The following is a 17,610-nucleotide window of genomic DNA, read 5'->3' as shown; positions in this document are numbered from 1 at the left end:
GTGTTATTCTTCAATAGTTTGTATTACTGGTTTCCCTGAAATTTTTTCTTGTAACCACTGGAATAGTATAAATAAGATAGGAATTACAAAAACTCCTAAAAGCGTACCTATAAGCATGCCACCAGCAGCACCAGAACCAATAGAGTTATTCCCTTCGGACCCAACACCTTTTGCTAACGCTAATGGCATTAACCCTAAAATAAAAGCGAATGAGGTCATTAAAATAGGACGTAAACGCGATTTTGCTCCGTGAATTGCGGCATCTACAATACTCTCGCCGTTCTTTCGTCTGGCTAAAGCAAACTCCACAATAAGTATGGCGTTTTTAGCCAATAACCCAATAAGCATAATTAAGGCTATTTGGAAATAAATATTGTTTTCTAAGCCTAAAAACTTAGTACTTATATAGGCTCCAAATACACCAAATGGTAATGAAAATACTACTGCAAATGGCAATAAATAACTTTCGTATTGCGCACTTAATAAGAAATACACAAATAGGATACTTAATATAAAAATGAACGTTGTTTGGTTTCCTGCATTTACCTCCTCACGTGTTAAACCAGAATAGGCAACAGTATAATTACTTGGTAATTTTGCAACCTCTTCTTCAATTACTTTAATAGCATCACCGGTACTAAACCCTTCGTTTGTGGCCCCTGTAATTGTAGTTGAATTAAATAAGTTAAAACGCGTTACCGATTGTGGTCCATACACACGCTTTAAGGTTACAAACTGCGTAATTGGTGTCATTTCGCCAGAATCTGTTCGAACATACATACTATTTAAAGCATTTTCGTCTGCTCTATCTTCTGGTAAGGCTTGTATATATACTCTAAACTGTTTTCCAAATCTAGAGAAATCGGACGCATAAATTCCACCTATATAGCCTTGCAACGTAGAGAAAATACTAGTAACCGACACTCCTTTTTCTTTTGCTAAAGGCACATTTACTTCCATCTCGTATTGCGGATAGCTCGTATTAAATGAAGATGTTGCATACTTAATTTCTGGGTGACTCATTAAGGCCATTGAAAAATCTTTGTTTGCTTGATCTAAATCTGTAAACTCGCCTCCAAACTTGTCCAATAAGTTAATTTCGAAACCAGACGAGTTACCAAAACCACGAATACTAGGTGGCGAAAAGAAAATAATATTAGCCTCTGGAATGGTAGCTCCTATACCAAATAATTTTCCGGTAATGGCCTGTGCTGAAAGTGCAGGACTTGTACGGTCTGACCAATCTTCTAATTTAATAATACCAAAACCAAAGTTACTACCAGCTCCACTAATTAAACTTCTACCTTTAATAAAGTTTACTGCCGAAATACCCTCTATGCCTTCGGCTTTAGCATAAAGTTGTCTTGCTACTGCATCTGTTCTATCTAATGAAGCTCCTGGAGGTAATTCGATATTAGCGAAAATAATGCCTCTATCCTCATTAGGTACAAACCCTGTTGGTGTTGTTGTTGCAGCCCAATATATACCTACAACAGCAATGATTAATAATAAAACAGAAACAAATTTTCTTCTGTATAAAAACTGAAGCGATTTACCATATCTATCAACCGTAGCGTTAAATCCACGATTAAATAATGTGTAAAAACGTTTTAGCGGACTTTTTCCTTTTAACTCTTCATCATCCTTATGCCCTTTTAATAATAAAGCACATAATGCGGGACTCAAAGTTAATGCGTTTACTGCCGAAATTAAAATGGCAATAATTAACGTTACACCAAACTGCTCATAAAATACTCCTGTTGGACCCGTTACAAAAGTTACCGGAATAAATACCGCTGCCATTACTAAAGTAATAGAAATAATTGCACCAGAAATCTCGTTCATGGCTGTAAGTGTGGCTTTTTTAGGGTCTCTTTCGCCTTCATCTAGTTTGGCATGTACCGCCTCTACAACTACAATGGCATCATCTACCACAATACCAATGGCGAGCACTAACGCAAATAGGGTTAATAGGTTTATAGAATACCCAAAAATATTCAAGAAAAAGAACGTACCAATAATAGAAACAGGCACTGCAATTGCTGGAATTAAGGTAGAACGGAAATCTTGTAAAAAGATAAACACCACTAGGAATACTAATAAAAAGGCCTCTAATAAAGTGCTAATTACTTTTTCGATAGATGCGTTTAAGAACAAACTCGTATCGTAAGGTACAAATACATCTAATCCTTCGGGAAGATCTGCTTTTATTTGCTCTAGAGTTACTTTTATGTTTTCAATAATCTCTTGTGCATTAGAACCTTTGGTTTGAAAGATCCCCATAAATACTGCCGGATGCCCTTTACTCATGGCGTTAGACGCATAAGATTGTGCATCTAACTCGATAGTTGCGACATCTTTTAAACGCAAAAACTCTCCGTTTCCTAAAGCTTTAATAACAATATCGCTGTATTGTGCTTCATCTTTAAAACGACCGCTATAGGTTAAAGTATACGAAAAAGATTCACCGTTATTCTGACCTAAAGATCCCGCAGCAGCTTCTAAATTTTGTTCTGCTAAAACTGCCGAAATATCTGAAGGAATTAAATTATAAGATGCTAATTTTTCTGGGTTTAACCAAATACGCATGGCATAATCTTGTTGGGAGAATACACTAACATCACCAACACCACTAATACGTTGCATAGCTGGAATAACGTTAATTTTTAAGTAATTCTGAATAAATGTGGCGTCGTAATTTTCGCTTTCAGAATACATAGAAATAAACATCAGTGCACTCGTTTCTTGCTTTTGTGTAGTTATACCTGTTTGTATTACCTCTTGTGGTAATAAAGGTGTTGCTCTAGACACACGATTTTGCACGTTTACAGCTGCTATATCTGCATCAATTTCTTGATCGAAGTACACTGTAATTTCTGCTGTACCCGTGTTTGACGCGGTAGAAGTTATGTATGTCATACCTTCTACACCATTAATTTGTTCTTCGATAGGTATAATTACACTCTCTAAAACGGTTTCGGCATTGGCTCCTGTATAATTTGCAGTAACCTTAATGGTAGGCGGCGCAATATCTGGATATTCTTCTATTGGTAAGCTAGTTATACTAATAACACCTAGCATAACTATGATAATAGAGATTACTGTTGAAAGCACTGGTCTTTCAATAAATGTTTTTAACATGATAAATTATGTTTGGTGGTTATTTAATTTCTAAATAAAGTTGCAACGGGTTTAATAGCATCTTCAAAAGAGGTGTTTTGCGGTGAGATTACCATGCCATTTCTTAGTTTACCTACTCCTGAAACTACAATTTTATCGTTAGCCTTTACCCCAGATTCTACAACATATAAGTTATCTACGGTTCCTTTTACTTTTAAGATAGATGTGGCTACTTTATTGTCTGCAACTAACTTATAAATCATAATATTTCCTTGTTGCTCGAAGGTTGCAGACTGTGGTACTACTACAGCATCTTTATACTCGGTAGGAATTCTAATTTTACCGCTGTTTCCATTGGTTAAAATTTCGTTAGGGTTATTAAAAGCGGCTCTAATTTGAATGGTTCCTGTACTTTGATTTATTTGACCTGTACTAGTTTGAATGCGTCCTTTTTCAGAATACATTTTTCCATTTGCAAGAACTAAACTTAAGTCTGGCGAATTTTTAATACGTTCTGCTTTATTTTGACCTTCAGAGCGTTGTAAATGGTCGATATATTGTGCTTCGTTAAAACTAAAAAAGGCATATACTTGGTCTATTTCGCTTACCGTAGTTAATGGCGTGGCGTCGTTAGGACTAATTAACGCCCCTTCTCTAAAATTTATAGCACCAACATAACCATCAATTGGACTTTTAATAGTGGCATAACCAATATTAGCAGTAACACTACTATAATTTGCTTTGGCTTGTGCTAAATTAGCTTTGGCAGTTTCTAATTGTACTGGACTAATTATATTTTTTTCTACTAAAGGAATTAACTTATCTACCTCAACTTGTGCCACATTAACACGCGCTTTGGCTGCTCCTGCATCTTGACTTAAAGACTGTGTTTCTAGCTTAAATAAAGCTTGCCCTTTACGTACTTTTTGTCCTTCGTCTACAAATACTTTCTCGATATAACCAGATGTTTTTGCTCTTACATCACTGTTTACAATCCCTTCTATGGTTGCTGGATAATCTTGATAACCTGTTACGGTTTTAGTTTCTAATTGCGACACAGGAAAAGGTGCAGGCGGTGGTGCCGCTGCCGCTTGGTTTTGGTCTGAATTGCCACAACTTACAATAACTAAGAATAGACTTAGTACTAGTGCGGTATATAGTTTGTTATTTTTCATTTTGGTAAAACTTTAAATATGGAACTTGTTGCTTATTAATTTTTCTCTTAATTCTTTAACTGATGCTGTTGCTTCGTCTACAAACTTTACATAATCGTTATGAAAACTTAAATCGAACTTCTCGTCGTTATTTTCAATTTTTAGTTCGTTTTGGGTTTCTTTATATGCCTTAATTTCTAAATGAATAGCGCGCTCTTCATCCCAATGACTTATCATCCTATCCACATGCTGAATAATGGTGTTTTTATCGATGATGAAATACTTTTTACGATCGCCAGTTTTTGTGAAATATTCAATTTTATTTAAATCTTGTAAATGGTTTAAGTGTGTAGAAATGGTACTTTTACTGGCACAAAGCACACTTACCATATCTTCAAAAGTGGCACCTCTTTTTCCCGTAAGAATTATATATGATAAAATACGTGCAGCTACTGGCGCCAATTTTTCTCTTGCTTCTAAATGAACGCCTAGTTTTTCAACAAGACTCATTTTTTTTTGGCAGCTATCTTTTTTCATGTTTACTATTTTAATACCGTTGTATTGAATATATTGTTCATGGACGGTAAAATTCTCTGCAAACATATAACAGGTTCGGAACAAACCGAACTAAACGAAGTTAAATTGTTGTTAAATAAAAAAAGCTCTTAGGCTTTTTTTAAGTCGATAAAGAAATAAACTATGTAACCGCGTTTGTCTGGGCCCCCATACGAAGTATAACATATCCAATTATTGCCGATATAAACGAACCTATTAGAATACCTATTTTAGCAGAATCTATAAATTCTGGGGTAGTAGAAAAGGCCAAACTACCTATAAATATAGCCATAGTAAAGCCAATACCTGCTAAAAAAGAAACTCCAATAATTTGTTTAATACTTATATCGCTTGGTACTTCTATCCATTTTAATTTTTGAACTAGTAATACTATTGATGTAATACCTATACCTTTTCCTAAAACTAAACATATAACAATATTAATAACTAAAGCAGTATCTAAGTTTCCGGAACCGGAAATTAGCACGCCTGCATTTGCAAGAGCAAAAATAGGTATAACAAAATATGCCACCCAACCATGTAAACTATGCTCTAAATGTTGTAAAGGCGATTGGAACTTAGCTGACCAATCGTTTAAATTATCTATATGTTGTATTTGCTCATGCGAAAGAATAGGCTTTTTAAGTATACTAGCATTTTTAATATTACTATATACGTTCTCTAATTCTACTAAAAATTTAGAGGTATCTATTTTTTGTCTAATAGGAACAGAAAATGCCAATAAAATACCAGCAATAGTTGGATGAATACCCGACTTTAAGAATAAAAACCAAATTACAACTCCAAAAATAAACATTATAAACTTAGAATAAATTCCTTTATAAGATAGGACGTATAAAATAGCAAGCATAAAAAGCGCCAATAATAGCAACGTTATATTAATATTACCGCTATAAAAAATAGCGATTACCAAAACAGCGCCTATATCATCTACAATAGCAAATGCGGTTAAAAATATTTTAAGGCTTAAAGGCACTCTACTACCCAGGGCGTTTAAAATAGCTAAAGAAAATGCAATATCTGTTGCCATGGGTATACCCCAACCTTTTGCGGTTTCTGGATTTTGATTTATAAGTAAAAAGAAAATTACGGGTACCAACATACCACCTAAGGCGCCAACTAAGGGAAATGCTATTTTTTTTGGTGTATTAAGCTCACCTATTAATAACTCTCGTTTTATCTCTAACCCAATAAGAAGAAAAAATATAGCCATTAACCCATCGTTAACCCACAAAATTAAGGGTTTCTTAAACTCAAAAGTTTCTGTTACTACCCCTAAATCATATTGCCAAAGCGCTCTATAAACATCTCCATAAGGAGAGTTAGCCCAAACCAAGGCTAGCACTGTAGCAAACATTAATAAAATACCACTAAAACTTTCTATTTTTACAAATTTCTGGAATGGTGTTAAGAAGACTCTTCTAATCATTTTAATACTTTTTATTCTAATTGAGGTTAACTTCAAATATAAGCTTAAGCCATATATTTAAAGAACTCTTAGTGCACTTTAAAGAATCTTTAACATTGAAGTTTCTTTAAAAAAAACGTGTGTTGCAGGTTATTTAAAAACATTAATGAACAAAAAAAGCCAACCGTTATGTACAGTTGACTTTAAAGTATATTTCTATAAAAATTTAAAGTGCGCTTTTAAATTGCTCTAAGAACCGCACATCGTTCTCGCTTAATAAACGGATATCACTAATTTGATGTAGTAACATGGCTATACGATCTATACCAACACCAAAGGCAAAACCAGAATATTCCTCTGGGTCTATACCACAGTTTTTTAACACGTTAGGATCTACCATGCCACAGCCTCCAATTTCTAACCAGCCTGTACCTTTAGTAATTTTATAATCGGTTTCTGTTTCTAGTCCCCAATACACATCTACTTCTGCACTTGGCTCGGTAAATGGAAAGTAAGACGGACGTAAACGAATTTTAGCTTTTCCAAAAAGCTCGGTTGTAAAGTGTTGTAAGGTTTGTTTTAAATCGGCAAAACTTACATCTTTATCTATATACAACCCTTCTAATTGGTGGAAAAAACAATGTGAACGTGCTGATATGGCCTCGTTTCTGTATACTCTACCTGGAGATATTGTACGAATAGGCGGTTGATTATTTTCCATATAACGTACTTGTACCGAACTGGTGTGTGTACGTAATAAGATATCTGGATTGGTTTGAATAAAAAACGTATCCTGCATATCGCGTGCTGGATGGTATTCTGGCAAGTTTAGTGCCGTAAAGTTATGCCAATCATCTTCTATTTCTGGACCTTCGCTTACATTAAAACCAATGCGCGAAAAAATATCTATTATTTGATTTTTTACAACAGAAATAGGGTGTCTTGCGCCTATTTGAATAGGCTCGCCTGGGCGCGATAAATCCCCATAAACGCCTTTTACTTCTTCTTTACTTTCCAGCTCTTCTTTAAGGGCATTAACCTTAGCCTCGGCAGTGCTTTTAAGCTTGTTTATGGTTTGACCAAATTCTTTTTTTTGATCGTTTGCTACATTTTTAAACTCTGCAAAAAAGTCGTTTAATAATCCTTTTTTACCTAAATATTTAATACGAAATGCTTCTACTTCCTCTTTAGATTGGGCTTTAAAAGCTTCGGCTTCTGCTATGAGTTCTTTTATCTTATCTATCATGACCTTTTACAAAATGATGGCAAATTTACTATTTTTTACGTGAATTGCGTTAGGGATTGAACGGTTTGTTTGAGCTCCTCGTAGAGAGCGAGTAGTGAAAGCCCGACCCTTGTGGTAACGCCCAACTTCTTGATACATCCAGAAATAAATTCGGGACACTTGAAGTGATGGGCATTTTAATGGATATATTCTGTTTCTATAAAGTAGTTTACAATGGCCTCTTTCATTAAAATGCTTTGCTCGCCGGCTTTTAAATTTGGCAATTCTGCGAGCGCTTTATAATGTGGCCAACCGTCGTTATCGACAAAATCGAGCTCGTAATAGCCGTAAGGCACCAACAACTTGCAAATAGCAATATGCATGAGGTCTAGTTTTTGGTCTTTTTTAAACTCCCTATCTAATTGCCCTAGTTCTTGCACACCTATTAAATAAATTATAGCATCTAGATCTAGCGTGTCGCCATCGGCAAATTGATTGGATAGTTTTTGTACTACCATTTCCCAGCGTTCTTTTAATTGTTCGTCTCTAGCCATTAAACTTTTTATAATTAAGATGAGTTCCCGATATTACTTGGGATTAGTTGCCCTAAAAATTCTTTGCTTAGCCATACATGCCAGAAAATATTAGCTTAACTAATTTTAAAGCTGCAAAGTTAGTAAACCTAAGTGTTAGTATTATTTTATATTTGTTTTAAATTACTTTAAATATGGGTGTTATTGATATTGTTTTAGGTGCATTAATTTTATTTGGTCTTGTTCGTGGTTTTATGAAAGGCCTTTTTGTTGAAGTGGCCTCTTTAATTGCTTTAGTTGCCGGTGTTTATGGCGCTATACATTTTAGCAACTTTGCTGCCGAGTTTTTGCAAACTAAAACTGCTTGGGAAGAAAAAACCATTAATATTGTTGCCTTTGCCATAACGTTTATAGTTATCGTTTTGGCCATTGGGCTAGCAGGAAAAGCACTTACTAAACTAGCCGATTTTGCCGCATTAGGCATAATAAATAAATTGGCTGGCGGTATTTTTGGAGCCTTAAAAATAGCTTTAATTTTAAGTGTTATTTTGAATGTTTTTGACAAAATGAATAGTACCATAACGTTTGTGGATGAAGAAAACATTGATAGCACAATACTTTACAAGCCGGTAAAAAGTTTAGTACCTATGATTTTTCCGAATATTTTAACCCCGGAAGACGACCAAGAGGAAAACGACACTTTAGAACAAGAGGCATAAAAAAAAGCCGCTTTTAAAAGCGGCTTTTTTTTACTATACTTATGTTTTTGTATTTTAGAGGTTACAAATCCTTTTTTAAATTGATTTTAGTACATTTAAACCTCGTCTTTAACGTTTTCCTTAATCCATGTCATACATTTTTTAAAATTACTGAAGATATGCTCTTTTGGTACCATATCTGGGATAATATCAATACGCTCCATCATATACTTTGGTTGGTCTAATAAACCAACAAATAAGACTTGTACTTTATTTTTATTTAACTCTTGGAGCATATCTTCCATAGCGTATAGTCCGGATTGATCCATGTATTGCATACGACCTAGCCTTAAAACAACGGTTTTTGCCGTATTAGGTATTTGTTGGGTTAATACTTGAAAATCGCTTGTTGAACCAAAAAATAATGGGCCTTTTAAGTGTTTTACAAAAACTTCTTCTTTTAAATTTTCTGGAAATCCTATTTCATCATCCCAAGCTTCTTCTTTAAGGGCTTTAACATCTGATCGTTCTGCGGTTAAATCTCCAATTTTTTTCATGAACATTAAAGACGCTATAACTAAACCTATTCCTACTGCATAAACTAAATTCCAGAATGTAGACAGGAATAAAACTACAAGCATTATTAATACCTCTGAGCTCATTTTTAGTGGCCCAATTTTAATATCTTTAGGTAAAGCAGGAATAGCTTTTAAGCCTTTATAATCCATTACGCCAATACCTACAGTAATTAATATACCTGCCAATACCGCTGCTGGAATTTGGGAGGCTATTGGCCCTAGCCCTAAAAGGATTATTAATAACATGATACCGGCTATCATTCCTGAAAGCTTTGTTTTTCCGCCCGAAGTAATGTTAACAACAGTTCTAATAGTTGCTCCTGCTCCTGGAAGACCGCCAAACACCGCTGCAATGGTGTTACCAATACCTTGCCCCACCAATTCTTTATTTGGTTTGTGTTTGGTTTTAGTCATATTATCGGCAACTACACTTGTTAGTAACGAATCGATAGCACCTAAAAGCGCTAAGGTTAAGGCTGTAAATATGTACGGACTAACACTTGCCAAATTAAAATTTGTAAAAATCTCTAAATTAGGAAGAGGCAAACCGCTAGGGATTTCTTCGATGGGTCTGTAGTTTAAACCAAAACCAACGGCAATACCAGACATAACAATTAAAGCCACCAAAGTACTTGGTACCGCTTTGGTAATGCGCTTAAAACCATAAATAATAAATATGGTTCCTAAGGCTAAAATTAACTCTAGCCAATTAATATTTTGAAGCGCTTTAGGAATTGATTTTACCGCACCTAATGCTCCCGAAGCTTCTTTTGCTGCTAAGGTTTGAGACTCCTTTAAAATATCGGCTTGCGAAATTTGGTCGGCACGATTAATAGTTTCTTTAAAGTTTTCAAGAACTAAAACACCTTCGCCAGCTTCTTCTTTTAAAATATTTTCTAAAATAACCTCTTGGGCTTGCGCCTTAAAGGTATTAACAAATTCCATATCTTCTTTTGGGTAATACCCCAACGAAGGCAAAATTTGAGTTAATAGGATAATTACGCCAATAGCGGTCATAAACCCGGAAACTACTGGATACGGAATGTACCTAATGTATTTTCCTAAACCTAAAACCCCTAAACCAATTTGCATTAAGCCGGCAATTAAAAATACGGTTAATATAACGGGCAGTGCTTTGTTTACATCGCCATCGTTAGAGGCTATAATACCTGCAATAACTACCATACTAACTGCTGTCATTGGTGCAGTAGGCCCAGAAATTTGAGTACTAGTGCCACCAAAAAGTGCAGCAAAGAAACTTATAAAAATGGCTCCGTATAGTCCTGCCGTAGGACCTAAACCTGAAGAAACTCCAAAAGCTAGTGCTAAAGGTAATGCAACAATACCTGCGGTAATTCCGCCAAAGGCATCCCCTTTAATGTTTGAAAATATATTTTTCATGTTTAGTTTATTGTTTTAGTAACTAAGTTAACTCTTCTTTATTCAAAAAAAAAATCAATACTTAAAGTATTGATTTTTTTTAAAATTATCCTTTTAAAAATTGACAAAGGTTATAATATTAAATTGATCCCTACCCGAAGTTTCAAAGAACTGGTTCATATAACCAGCCTCGATTCGTATATTTTTATTGAGATGGTAGCCAAGGCCTCCATAAACCCTGTTCCTATCGAAAACGGACGATTTTGTATTTAAAAATATCTCGTTATAAGCCGAAAAATATAATTTAGTAAGGTTTTCTTCCTGAATGGTTAACGGAATGCTTAACCCTAAAAAATACCTGAACCTCATTTTAAAGTCGGCTTCAACAAAACGCTGCTCGAAACGGTAGCGATGATTTAATTTTACCCGTCCTACACTTTGTTTGGATGTAAATTGCTGAAAAATTCGATGCTCATTTACAGAGATTTTTTCATCGGTATTATTAATATAGTTTTCTGATAGTATATACCCATAACCCAATAAAAAATTATTTTTACCTTCGTTAAAAGTATAGCCTAATCCTGTACGCAAAAGCAATTGCTCTAAATCGCCAACAGCATTATAATTTCGGTATTGTACCTCGTTATGAATGTTCCATTTAGAATCGAGCTTTTTATTACCAATATAAATAAGCCAATTTCCAAAATCGCTATCTTGAGCAATAACAAAATTTGGTAGTACAAACATGACTGTTAATACTACCAAAGCTATATTCTTTTTAATACTTTTTATTATCATAAAAGAGTTTTAATAAAAACTTACTGCTCCTGTATTAATATCGTACATAGCACCAACAATTTTTATCTCTCCGTTTTTTTCCATTTCAGATAACACTGGGCTTTCGGCATGTATTCTATCAATGGTTAACTCTACATTCTTTTTAGAAACGTTATCTACAAAATCTAAATTTTTAGAGTTTCTTAAACTCGTATCGGCAGGTTCTGCAACAGCCGAAACTGCAGGTTTAATTTTGCTTAACATAGCTGTTAAATTTCCTAGTTTAGCATCGTCGCAAGCACCTTTTACCGCACCACAACTAGTATGACCTAAAACTACAATTACTTTTGTTCCTGCTAATTTACATGCAAATTCCATGCTTCCTAAAATATCTTCGTTTACAAAGTTTCCTGCAATACGAACGCTAAATATATCGCCTAAACCTTGATCGAATACTAATTCGGCAGAAACTCTAGAATCAATACAACTTAAAATAGTTGCAAAAGGGAATTGCCCTTCGCTAGTATCGTTAACTTGCTCTAAAAGGTTTCTGTTTGCTTTTAAGTTACTTTGAAATCTTTGGTTCCCTTCTTTTAAGAATTGAATAGCTTTTGCTGGCGTCATTGTAGACTGCGTTTCTTTTGTATGTGCTTTCATAATATATTTTTTATTTAATCTAAACGGCTTGTTATGGTGTATTACTAGTTATAAACAACGACACGTTTACATTATTAATTATTTGTTTAATTTCGGAGTTATTATTGATTTTTGTTCCTTTATTATCCGGACGATTAATCAATAACAAGTTAACCTTATTTTGCTCTAAATACTGATCTATTTTTTTAATCGTGTTATCGTTTTTTTCAAAAACAAAATCGACAGTGTTTTCATTAAGCGTATTACCTAATGTACTAGTCGTACTTTTGCTATTAACAATATTAAAGGACTTTAAGGGAGCACTTGTGTTTTGAAACAAGCTACTATTAAAATCTTGATTAAAAACTTGCGATTGCCCATTAAGCAAACCAAGATGTAAATCGGTTTCTGGTGTTATTCCATTTTGTTTGGATACTATTAACACCGGGCCGCTATAGGATTTTAAAATAAAATCTGTTAAATGATCGCCAGTTAAATTTATAATTTTAGTGTTACGCTTACCCAATACAATGCAATCGGGCTTAGTGTTTTCAATATAAGTTTCAATTTCCGATTTAATATTACCTATACCATAATTAAAAGTAATATTTACGTTATAATCCTCTATAAACGGATTAATGAGCTTTTCAATTTTATTTTTCGATTGGTTTAATGCTTGATTTATTGTTCTGATGGCAGACAATTGACTATCGCTAGCAACAACATCAGTTGGTTTCTTAACATGAAACACATCAATTTCTGCATCTACCATTTTTGCTAAACCTACAGCACTTTTTATGGTACTAGCAGTGTGCTTTTTTAAATCTGAAAGAACCAATATTTTATATTTACTTGCTTTCATATCTATTAACTTAAACTTAAACTCGATTTTGGTCTTTCATTAAAAAACTCTATAAAACTTTCAGGGTTTTGAACAATACCACGTTTAGAAACTAATTTAATATCTATATTTCTTTCTTCAGCTTTTAAAAGAAAATCTTCTAAGATTTCGATAATATCATTATCCAAAAACCTCGTATTAATTAAGTCTAACTCTAACATGGTATCTTTAGGTAAACTATCCAATTCTTTAAGGATAGCACCTTTATTAAAAAAGGTAACCTCTTCGGCTAAAGTCATTTTAATTCTGTGTTTACCGTTGCTTTTGTCTTCGATATGTAAGAAGTGAGAGTTTTGGTAACTCTTTAAAAGAATTACAACAATACCAACCGCAAGACCTAAACCAATACCCCAAAGTAAATCGATAAAAACAATACCTAAAACCGTTACCACGAAAGGCACAAATTGTTTCCAACCTAAGTCGAACATTTTTTTGAATAAACTAGGTTTAGCCAACTTGTAACCTACAACTAATAATATAGCTGCAAGTACCGATAACGGAATCATGTTTAAAAGTTTAGGAATAACTACAACCGAAATTAAAAGGAAAAAACCATGAAGAATGGCAGACATTTTTGAAACCCCTCCAGATTGAATATTTGCAGAACTCCTAACAATTACTTGCGTAATTGGAAGACCACCAATTAAACCTGAAACAATGTTTCCTGTACCTTGAGCTAATAACTCTCTGTTGGTTGGTGTTACGTTTTTATGCGGATCTAATTTATCTGTTGCTTCGACACATAAAAGTGTTTCTAAACTGGCTACTAATGCCATTGTAAAGGCTACAATCCATATATCTGGATTTGTAATGGCTCCAAAATTAGGAAAACTAAACTGGCCTATAAAAGATGAAACATCGTCTGGAATTGGCACACTAACGAGGTGAGAAGAAGCTATTGATAAGCTACCACTATCCTGAGTAGCTGCATAAAAAATTATACCCAATACTACGGCTACAATTGGCCCTTGAATAATTTGAAATATTTTAGCTTTTTTAGAAAGTACTTTATCCCAAAATAAAATAATGGCTAGAGCCACAACTCCAATAATTAAAGATCCTAAAATAATATGGTCTGATATGTTAGCTAAAGCTGAAAAGGTATTTTCTCCAGAACTTTCAACAAAACTATCGGCACCTTCTGCTTCGGCATCATAGCCAAAAAAGTGAGGAATTTGTTTTAAGATAATAATAATACCTATACCAGTTAACATACCTTTTATAACAGAAGACGGGAAATAATAACCGATAACCCCGGCTTTTAAAACTCCAAAAATAATTTGAATAATACCCGCTAACACTACAGCAACTAAAAAGTTTTCGTAACCACCTAAGTTTCCAATTGCAGTTAATACAATAGCTGCTAAACCTGCCGCAGGACCACTAACTCCAATTTTAGAGCCACTTAATGCTCCTACAACTATACCACCAATAATTCCAGCAATAACACCGGAAAATAAAGGTGCTCCACTAGCTAATGCAATACCTAAACATAAAGGTAAAGCGACAAAAAACACAACTATACTTGCTGGTAAGTCATTTTTAATATTTTTAAACATATAAAATAATTTTCCTTCTGGTTATATTTTAAACCAAAAGCGATTAAACTTAATTATAAAGCCTATAAATACAGGCTAAAAACCGGAATTATATAATGATAAAGTCGGGTGGTGGTGAGATTAAATTAAGATGTGGTTTCGGGTAATTTTTAAAATAATAACCGAATTTTTGAAGATCTGTATAATCGAAACCATCTAAAAAATCATGATTTTCTAAAGAAAAGGGAGACAGCATGTTTTTGGTTTTGCCACTTTCTTCTTCTTCAGCTATAGAATAAAAAATAGATGTATCAACAGAATCATCTAACACAGCAATAACAGATGGGGCTGACATGAGACCCATAAATAAAACTAAAAAGAATATTGCTGTAATTTGTTTTTTCATCAAAAAAATAAAGAGTAAAGATAACACATAAACCCATTAGTATAGTTAAATTTTAATTAAAACAAATCTACAACATCCTTATTAGCTTTAAATCTTCGGCTTTTACCCAGCCTGTTTTACCATCAGAAAGTTCAATTTTATTCCAACCATTATAAGTTTCAACAACCTGAACTTTAGTTCCTTCATGCAGTCTAAAAGCTTCTTCACCTCGTGCATTTGGATCGTTTTTTACTTTAGTTTCCTGAGCAAAAATAATAGCCGGATTATCTTTATTATCTAAATTAAATCTATGAAAAGCAAAAGCCAATGTTATAAACACAAATAGTAAAGCTGCAATACTGCCAATAAATGATAAGCGTTTATTTAGCGTTGAATATGCAAAATAATACACTAAAAACAGTACTACAAAACAAAATACTAAAACTACTGACGCCTTTGCCCACCCATCAAAAGACAGTTTTTTGGTTGTACTATTTAATAGTTTGGAAAACCCTGCATCTGGAACCACATCAATGGCATCGATAGTCATATTTCGAGCAAAAGCTATATTGTTTTTTATCTCTGCGTCATTAGGTTTCAATTGTAATGCTTTTTCGTAATAAAAAATACTTGGCGCAATATTATTGAGTTTATAATGGGCATTTGCTAAATTAAAGTACAACTCTGCCGAATGCTTTTTGCTTTCTAAAATCAAACTATAGTTATCTATAGCTTCGGCGTATTTCCCTTGGTTGTACAAATTATTTGCCTTTTCAAATAGCGTTTGGTTTTGTGCAAAAACCCAAAAACTCACCAAAAACGATAGTATGTATAAAATCTTTTTCATATTAACGTGCTTGTTTATCGATTAATGAAATAGTTTTTGCTGCCTTATCGTAATCCTCTTGCATAGTCACAATATCTATTGGCGTATATCGCGCTAACTCACAACTTTCTAAAATTCCTTCAAAATCTTTAATAACGCTTCTTTCTACGCCTTTTTCGGCTAATAAACTCTTAATTTTATCCTTACTAAGCTCGTTAGTTTCAATTTGTAACTTCGCCTTTAAATAATTATGTAACGCTTTCTCTAGAGCGATATAAAAGGCCTCTTTTTTACCTAAAGCCTTTTTGGCATTGCTTAAATATTTACGTGCAAGCTTATTGGCTTTTCTAATTTTATTACCAGATACATCGGCATCTCGTGTTGCCTTCTTTTTACGAATAAAAATAGCCAAAGGAATTGCTAAAAATGGTAAAAGCAGTAAGCCCCAAAACGTGCTAGACTTAAAAAAGTATTCTGGCTGTACTGCCGAAAAGTTAGTTTTTGTTTTTATAAATGCAAACTGATCGTTATTTAAAACTACAGCCTGCTTATTACTATTGGCCGCCTGATTAGCATTAGATGCTATTGCGTTGTTTGACGGACCGTTTAGCACATTAATAACAATTTCGTTGGATGTGAGCCTTTTGTAGCTTTTAGATTTTAAGTCGAAATACGAAAATGAAATACTCGGTATTGGGTATTTACCTTTAAACTGAGGCACTACCGTATAACTATCTAAAATACTACCTTGCATACCAGATAAGTTAGTAGTAACATCCTCTTTATGCTCTGGCTCGTAAACTTCTAACGAGCTTGGTAACGATATTTTAGGAAGTTTAAATAGCTTTAAATTCCCGTTTCCAGATACTTTTACGTTTAACAATAAGGACTCTGTGGCATCTAATTCTGTTTTAGAAGAAGATACATTAAGTTTAAAATCGCCAACAGCACCTGTAAAATCTGCTGGTTTACCTTCTTGAGGTAAGGCTTTTACATTTATGGTTTGGTTACCTGCAGATACGGTTCGGTTAACACGCGTCATTAAAAAACTACCAAAAATATCGCGTCTGTTAGACGGCACACGCATAGACAGATCTAAGGTTAAAGGCTCTAAATTTAACTTGCCTGTTTTTTGAGGATATAAAACCGTTTTTCTTAACACCAAATAACGATAATCTTCACCCTTGTAGGTTCCGTTTTGTACTTTTTGACCTTGCGTATTTATATTTTGGCTCCAAAAATCGTTATACCTAGGCGAATCGATTTCATTCCAATTATCTACCGCTATTTTAGGCGACACATAAAGCTTATACACAACTGTAATAGCCTCGTTAAGGTATGGGTTTGTTTTAGATATTTCGGCAACTAAATGTATGTTTTCTGACGCTAAATAATTAGGATCGTTAGGATCCTTAGGAATATCTACTGCAGCTGTAACCTCTATTTTTAAAGGTGTTGTTTTAAAGGTTTCACCATCAATAGTTATAGTAGCTTGAGAAATTGTAAAACGTCCGCGCTTTTTAGGTGCTAAAAAATAAGAGTATGTTTTTTTAAAGGAGCGTTTACCATTAATCCACGAATTACTTACCGATTGGTTTGGGCCACCTACAACGGTAAATCCATTAAAATCTGGCGGATTAAAGTTATCGCCATCTTGATTCATTTCAAAATCAATACGCAGGCGCTCGTTAATCCCTAATTTGGTTTTACTAGGCTTTGCATCAAACTTTACTTGTGCCGATGCCAAAGTTGAAACCAATATGAGTAATATGTATAAATGTTTTATAATTTTCATTTGTATTAAATTGAGATGCTTAGGCTATGCCTTTTGCACGACAAAATGATTTTTATTTATTCTTTTTAATCCCTACAAGG

The 17,610-nt window shown here is 33.9% G+C and carries 15 protein-coding genes; 1 reads left to right on the top strand and 14 read right to left on the bottom strand.

The features are described 5' to 3' along the window. Positions 1-3: 3 nt before the first annotated feature. The 6 genes from BMY96_RS04725 to BMY96_RS04700 all read right to left on the bottom strand — a co-directional run bounded on the left by BMY96_RS04725 (position 4) and on the right by BMY96_RS04700 (position 8,037). Positions 4-3,141 carry an efflux RND transporter permease subunit gene (locus BMY96_RS04725; protein WP_092849704.1) on the bottom strand — a complete coding sequence of 1,046 codons (3,138 nt, stop codon included), beginning with the start codon at positions 3,139-3,141 and terminating at the stop codon, positions 4-6. A gap of 23 nt (positions 3,142-3,164) precedes the next feature. After that, a complete protein-coding gene (locus BMY96_RS04720) occupies positions 3,165-4,295 on the bottom strand; it encodes an efflux RND transporter periplasmic adaptor subunit (protein ID WP_092849702.1) in 1,131 nt (376 codons plus the stop codon). Between the two features lie 12 nt (positions 4,296-4,307). Beyond that, complete coding sequence (locus BMY96_RS04715; RefSeq protein ID WP_092849891.1) at positions 4,308-4,811, bottom strand: GbsR/MarR family transcriptional regulator; 504 nt, start codon at positions 4,809-4,811, stop codon at positions 4,308-4,310. A gap of 160 nt (positions 4,812-4,971) precedes the next feature. After that, complete coding sequence (nhaA, locus tag BMY96_RS04710) at positions 4,972-6,279, bottom strand: Na+/H+ antiporter NhaA (RefSeq protein ID WP_092849699.1); 1,308 nt, start codon at positions 6,277-6,279, stop codon at positions 4,972-4,974. Positions 6,280-6,484: 205 nt separating this feature from the next. Beyond that, complete coding sequence (gene pheS, locus BMY96_RS04705; RefSeq protein WP_092849697.1) at positions 6,485-7,504, bottom strand: phenylalanine--tRNA ligase subunit alpha; 1,020 nt, start codon at positions 7,502-7,504, stop codon at positions 6,485-6,487. A 176-nt stretch (positions 7,505-7,680) separates the two neighbouring features. Then, the gene (locus BMY96_RS04700; protein WP_092849693.1) at positions 7,681-8,037 is read right to left on the bottom strand and encodes a hypothetical protein; all 357 of its coding nucleotides are present in this window, start codon (positions 8,035-8,037) and stop codon (positions 7,681-7,683) included. A gap of 173 nt (positions 8,038-8,210) precedes the next feature. On the opposite strand from BMY96_RS04700, the gene BMY96_RS04695 reads away from it, so the two are divergent. Further along, positions 8,211-8,735 carry a CvpA family protein gene (locus BMY96_RS04695; RefSeq protein ID WP_092849690.1) on the top strand — a complete coding sequence of 175 codons (525 nt, stop codon included), beginning with the start codon at positions 8,211-8,213 and terminating at the stop codon, positions 8,733-8,735. Positions 8,736-8,830: 95 nt separating this feature from the next. Here the strand turns inward: BMY96_RS04695 and BMY96_RS04690 are convergent, their stop codons facing one another. From BMY96_RS04690 to BMY96_RS04655, 8 genes are all read right to left on the bottom strand, one after another. Beyond that, positions 8,831-10,693: a SulP family inorganic anion transporter gene (locus tag BMY96_RS04690; protein WP_092849687.1), complete on the bottom strand. Its 1,863-nt coding sequence runs from the start codon at positions 10,691-10,693 to the stop codon at positions 8,831-8,833. Between the two features lie 93 nt (positions 10,694-10,786). Then, positions 10,787-11,470: a DUF2490 domain-containing protein gene (locus BMY96_RS04685; protein ID WP_092849685.1), complete on the bottom strand. Its 684-nt coding sequence runs from the start codon at positions 11,468-11,470 to the stop codon at positions 10,787-10,789. 9 nt (positions 11,471-11,479) lie between these two features. Beyond that, a complete protein-coding gene (locus BMY96_RS04680) occupies positions 11,480-12,106 on the bottom strand; it encodes a carbonic anhydrase family protein (RefSeq protein WP_092849683.1) in 627 nt (208 codons plus the stop codon). A 31-nt stretch (positions 12,107-12,137) separates the two neighbouring features. Continuing rightward, entirely contained in the window at positions 12,138-12,947 is an 810-nt protein-coding gene (locus BMY96_RS04675; protein WP_092849680.1) for a universal stress protein, read from the bottom strand. Between the two features lie 5 nt (positions 12,948-12,952). Next, the gene (locus BMY96_RS04670) at positions 12,953-14,545 is read right to left on the bottom strand and encodes a SulP family inorganic anion transporter (RefSeq protein WP_092849678.1); all 1,593 of its coding nucleotides are present in this window, start codon (positions 14,543-14,545) and stop codon (positions 12,953-12,955) included. A gap of 88 nt (positions 14,546-14,633) precedes the next feature. Continuing rightward, complete coding sequence (locus tag BMY96_RS04665; protein WP_245750541.1) at positions 14,634-14,879, bottom strand: hypothetical protein; 246 nt, start codon at positions 14,877-14,879, stop codon at positions 14,634-14,636. 118 nt (positions 14,880-14,997) lie between these two features. Continuing rightward, complete coding sequence (locus BMY96_RS04660) at positions 14,998-15,756, bottom strand: SH3 domain-containing protein (protein WP_092849673.1); 759 nt, start codon at positions 15,754-15,756, stop codon at positions 14,998-15,000. A gap of 1 nt (position 15,757) precedes the next feature. After that, entirely contained in the window at positions 15,758-17,530 is a 1,773-nt protein-coding gene (locus BMY96_RS04655; protein WP_092849671.1) for a BatD family protein, read from the bottom strand. Positions 17,531-17,610: the final 80 nt, after the last annotated feature.

The sequence above is a fragment of the Algibacter pectinivorans genome (assembly GCF_900112595.1).
GTDB lineage: Bacteria > Bacteroidota > Bacteroidia > Flavobacteriales > Flavobacteriaceae > Algibacter_B > Algibacter_B pectinivorans.
The sequence above is the reverse complement of the archived record's forward strand: the minus strand, read 5'-3'. Positions and strand labels throughout refer to the sequence as shown.

Bases quoted from the DNA above. Each gene is read 5' to 3' on its own strand.
- nhaA (WP_092849699.1), bottom strand. From the start codon at position 6,279: ATGATTAGAAGAGTCTTCTTAACACCATTCCAGAAATTTGTAAAAATA.
- pheS (WP_092849697.1), bottom strand. From the start codon at position 7,504: ATGATAGATAAGATAAAAGAACTCATAGCAGAAGCCGAAGCTTTTAAA.
- BMY96_RS04670 (WP_092849678.1), bottom strand. From the start codon at position 14,545: ATGTTTAAAAATATTAAAAATGACTTACCAGCAAGTATAGTTGTGTTT.
- BMY96_RS04690 (WP_092849687.1), bottom strand. From the start codon at position 10,693: ATGAAAAATATATTTTCAAACATTAAAGGGGATGCCTTTGGCGGAATT.
- BMY96_RS04680 (WP_092849683.1), bottom strand. From the start codon at position 12,106: ATGAAAGCACATACAAAAGAAACGCAGTCTACAATGACGCCAGCAAAA.
- BMY96_RS04695 (WP_092849690.1), top strand. From the start codon at position 8,211: ATGGGTGTTATTGATATTGTTTTAGGTGCATTAATTTTATTTGGTCTT.
- BMY96_RS04655 (WP_092849671.1), bottom strand. From the start codon at position 17,530: ATGAAAATTATAAAACATTTATACATATTACTCATATTGGTTTCAACT.
- BMY96_RS04700 (WP_092849693.1), bottom strand. From the start codon at position 8,037: ATGGCTAGAGACGAACAATTAAAAGAACGCTGGGAAATGGTAGTACAA.
- BMY96_RS04665 (WP_245750541.1), bottom strand. From the start codon at position 14,879: ATGTCAGCCCCATCTGTTATTGCTGTGTTAGATGATTCTGTTGATACA.
- BMY96_RS04675 (WP_092849680.1), bottom strand. From the start codon at position 12,947: ATGAAAGCAAGTAAATATAAAATATTGGTTCTTTCAGATTTAAAAAAG.
- BMY96_RS04720 (WP_092849702.1), bottom strand. From the start codon at position 4,295: ATGAAAAATAACAAACTATATACCGCACTAGTACTAAGTCTATTCTTA.
- BMY96_RS04660 (WP_092849673.1), bottom strand. From the start codon at position 15,756: ATGAAAAAGATTTTATACATACTATCGTTTTTGGTGAGTTTTTGGGTT.
- BMY96_RS04685 (WP_092849685.1), bottom strand. From the start codon at position 11,470: ATGATAATAAAAAGTATTAAAAAGAATATAGCTTTGGTAGTATTAACA.
- BMY96_RS04715 (WP_092849891.1), bottom strand. From the start codon at position 4,811: ATGAAAAAAGATAGCTGCCAAAAAAAAATGAGTCTTGTTGAAAAACTA.
- BMY96_RS04725 (WP_092849704.1), bottom strand. From the start codon at position 3,141: ATGTTAAAAACATTTATTGAAAGACCAGTGCTTTCAACAGTAATCTCT.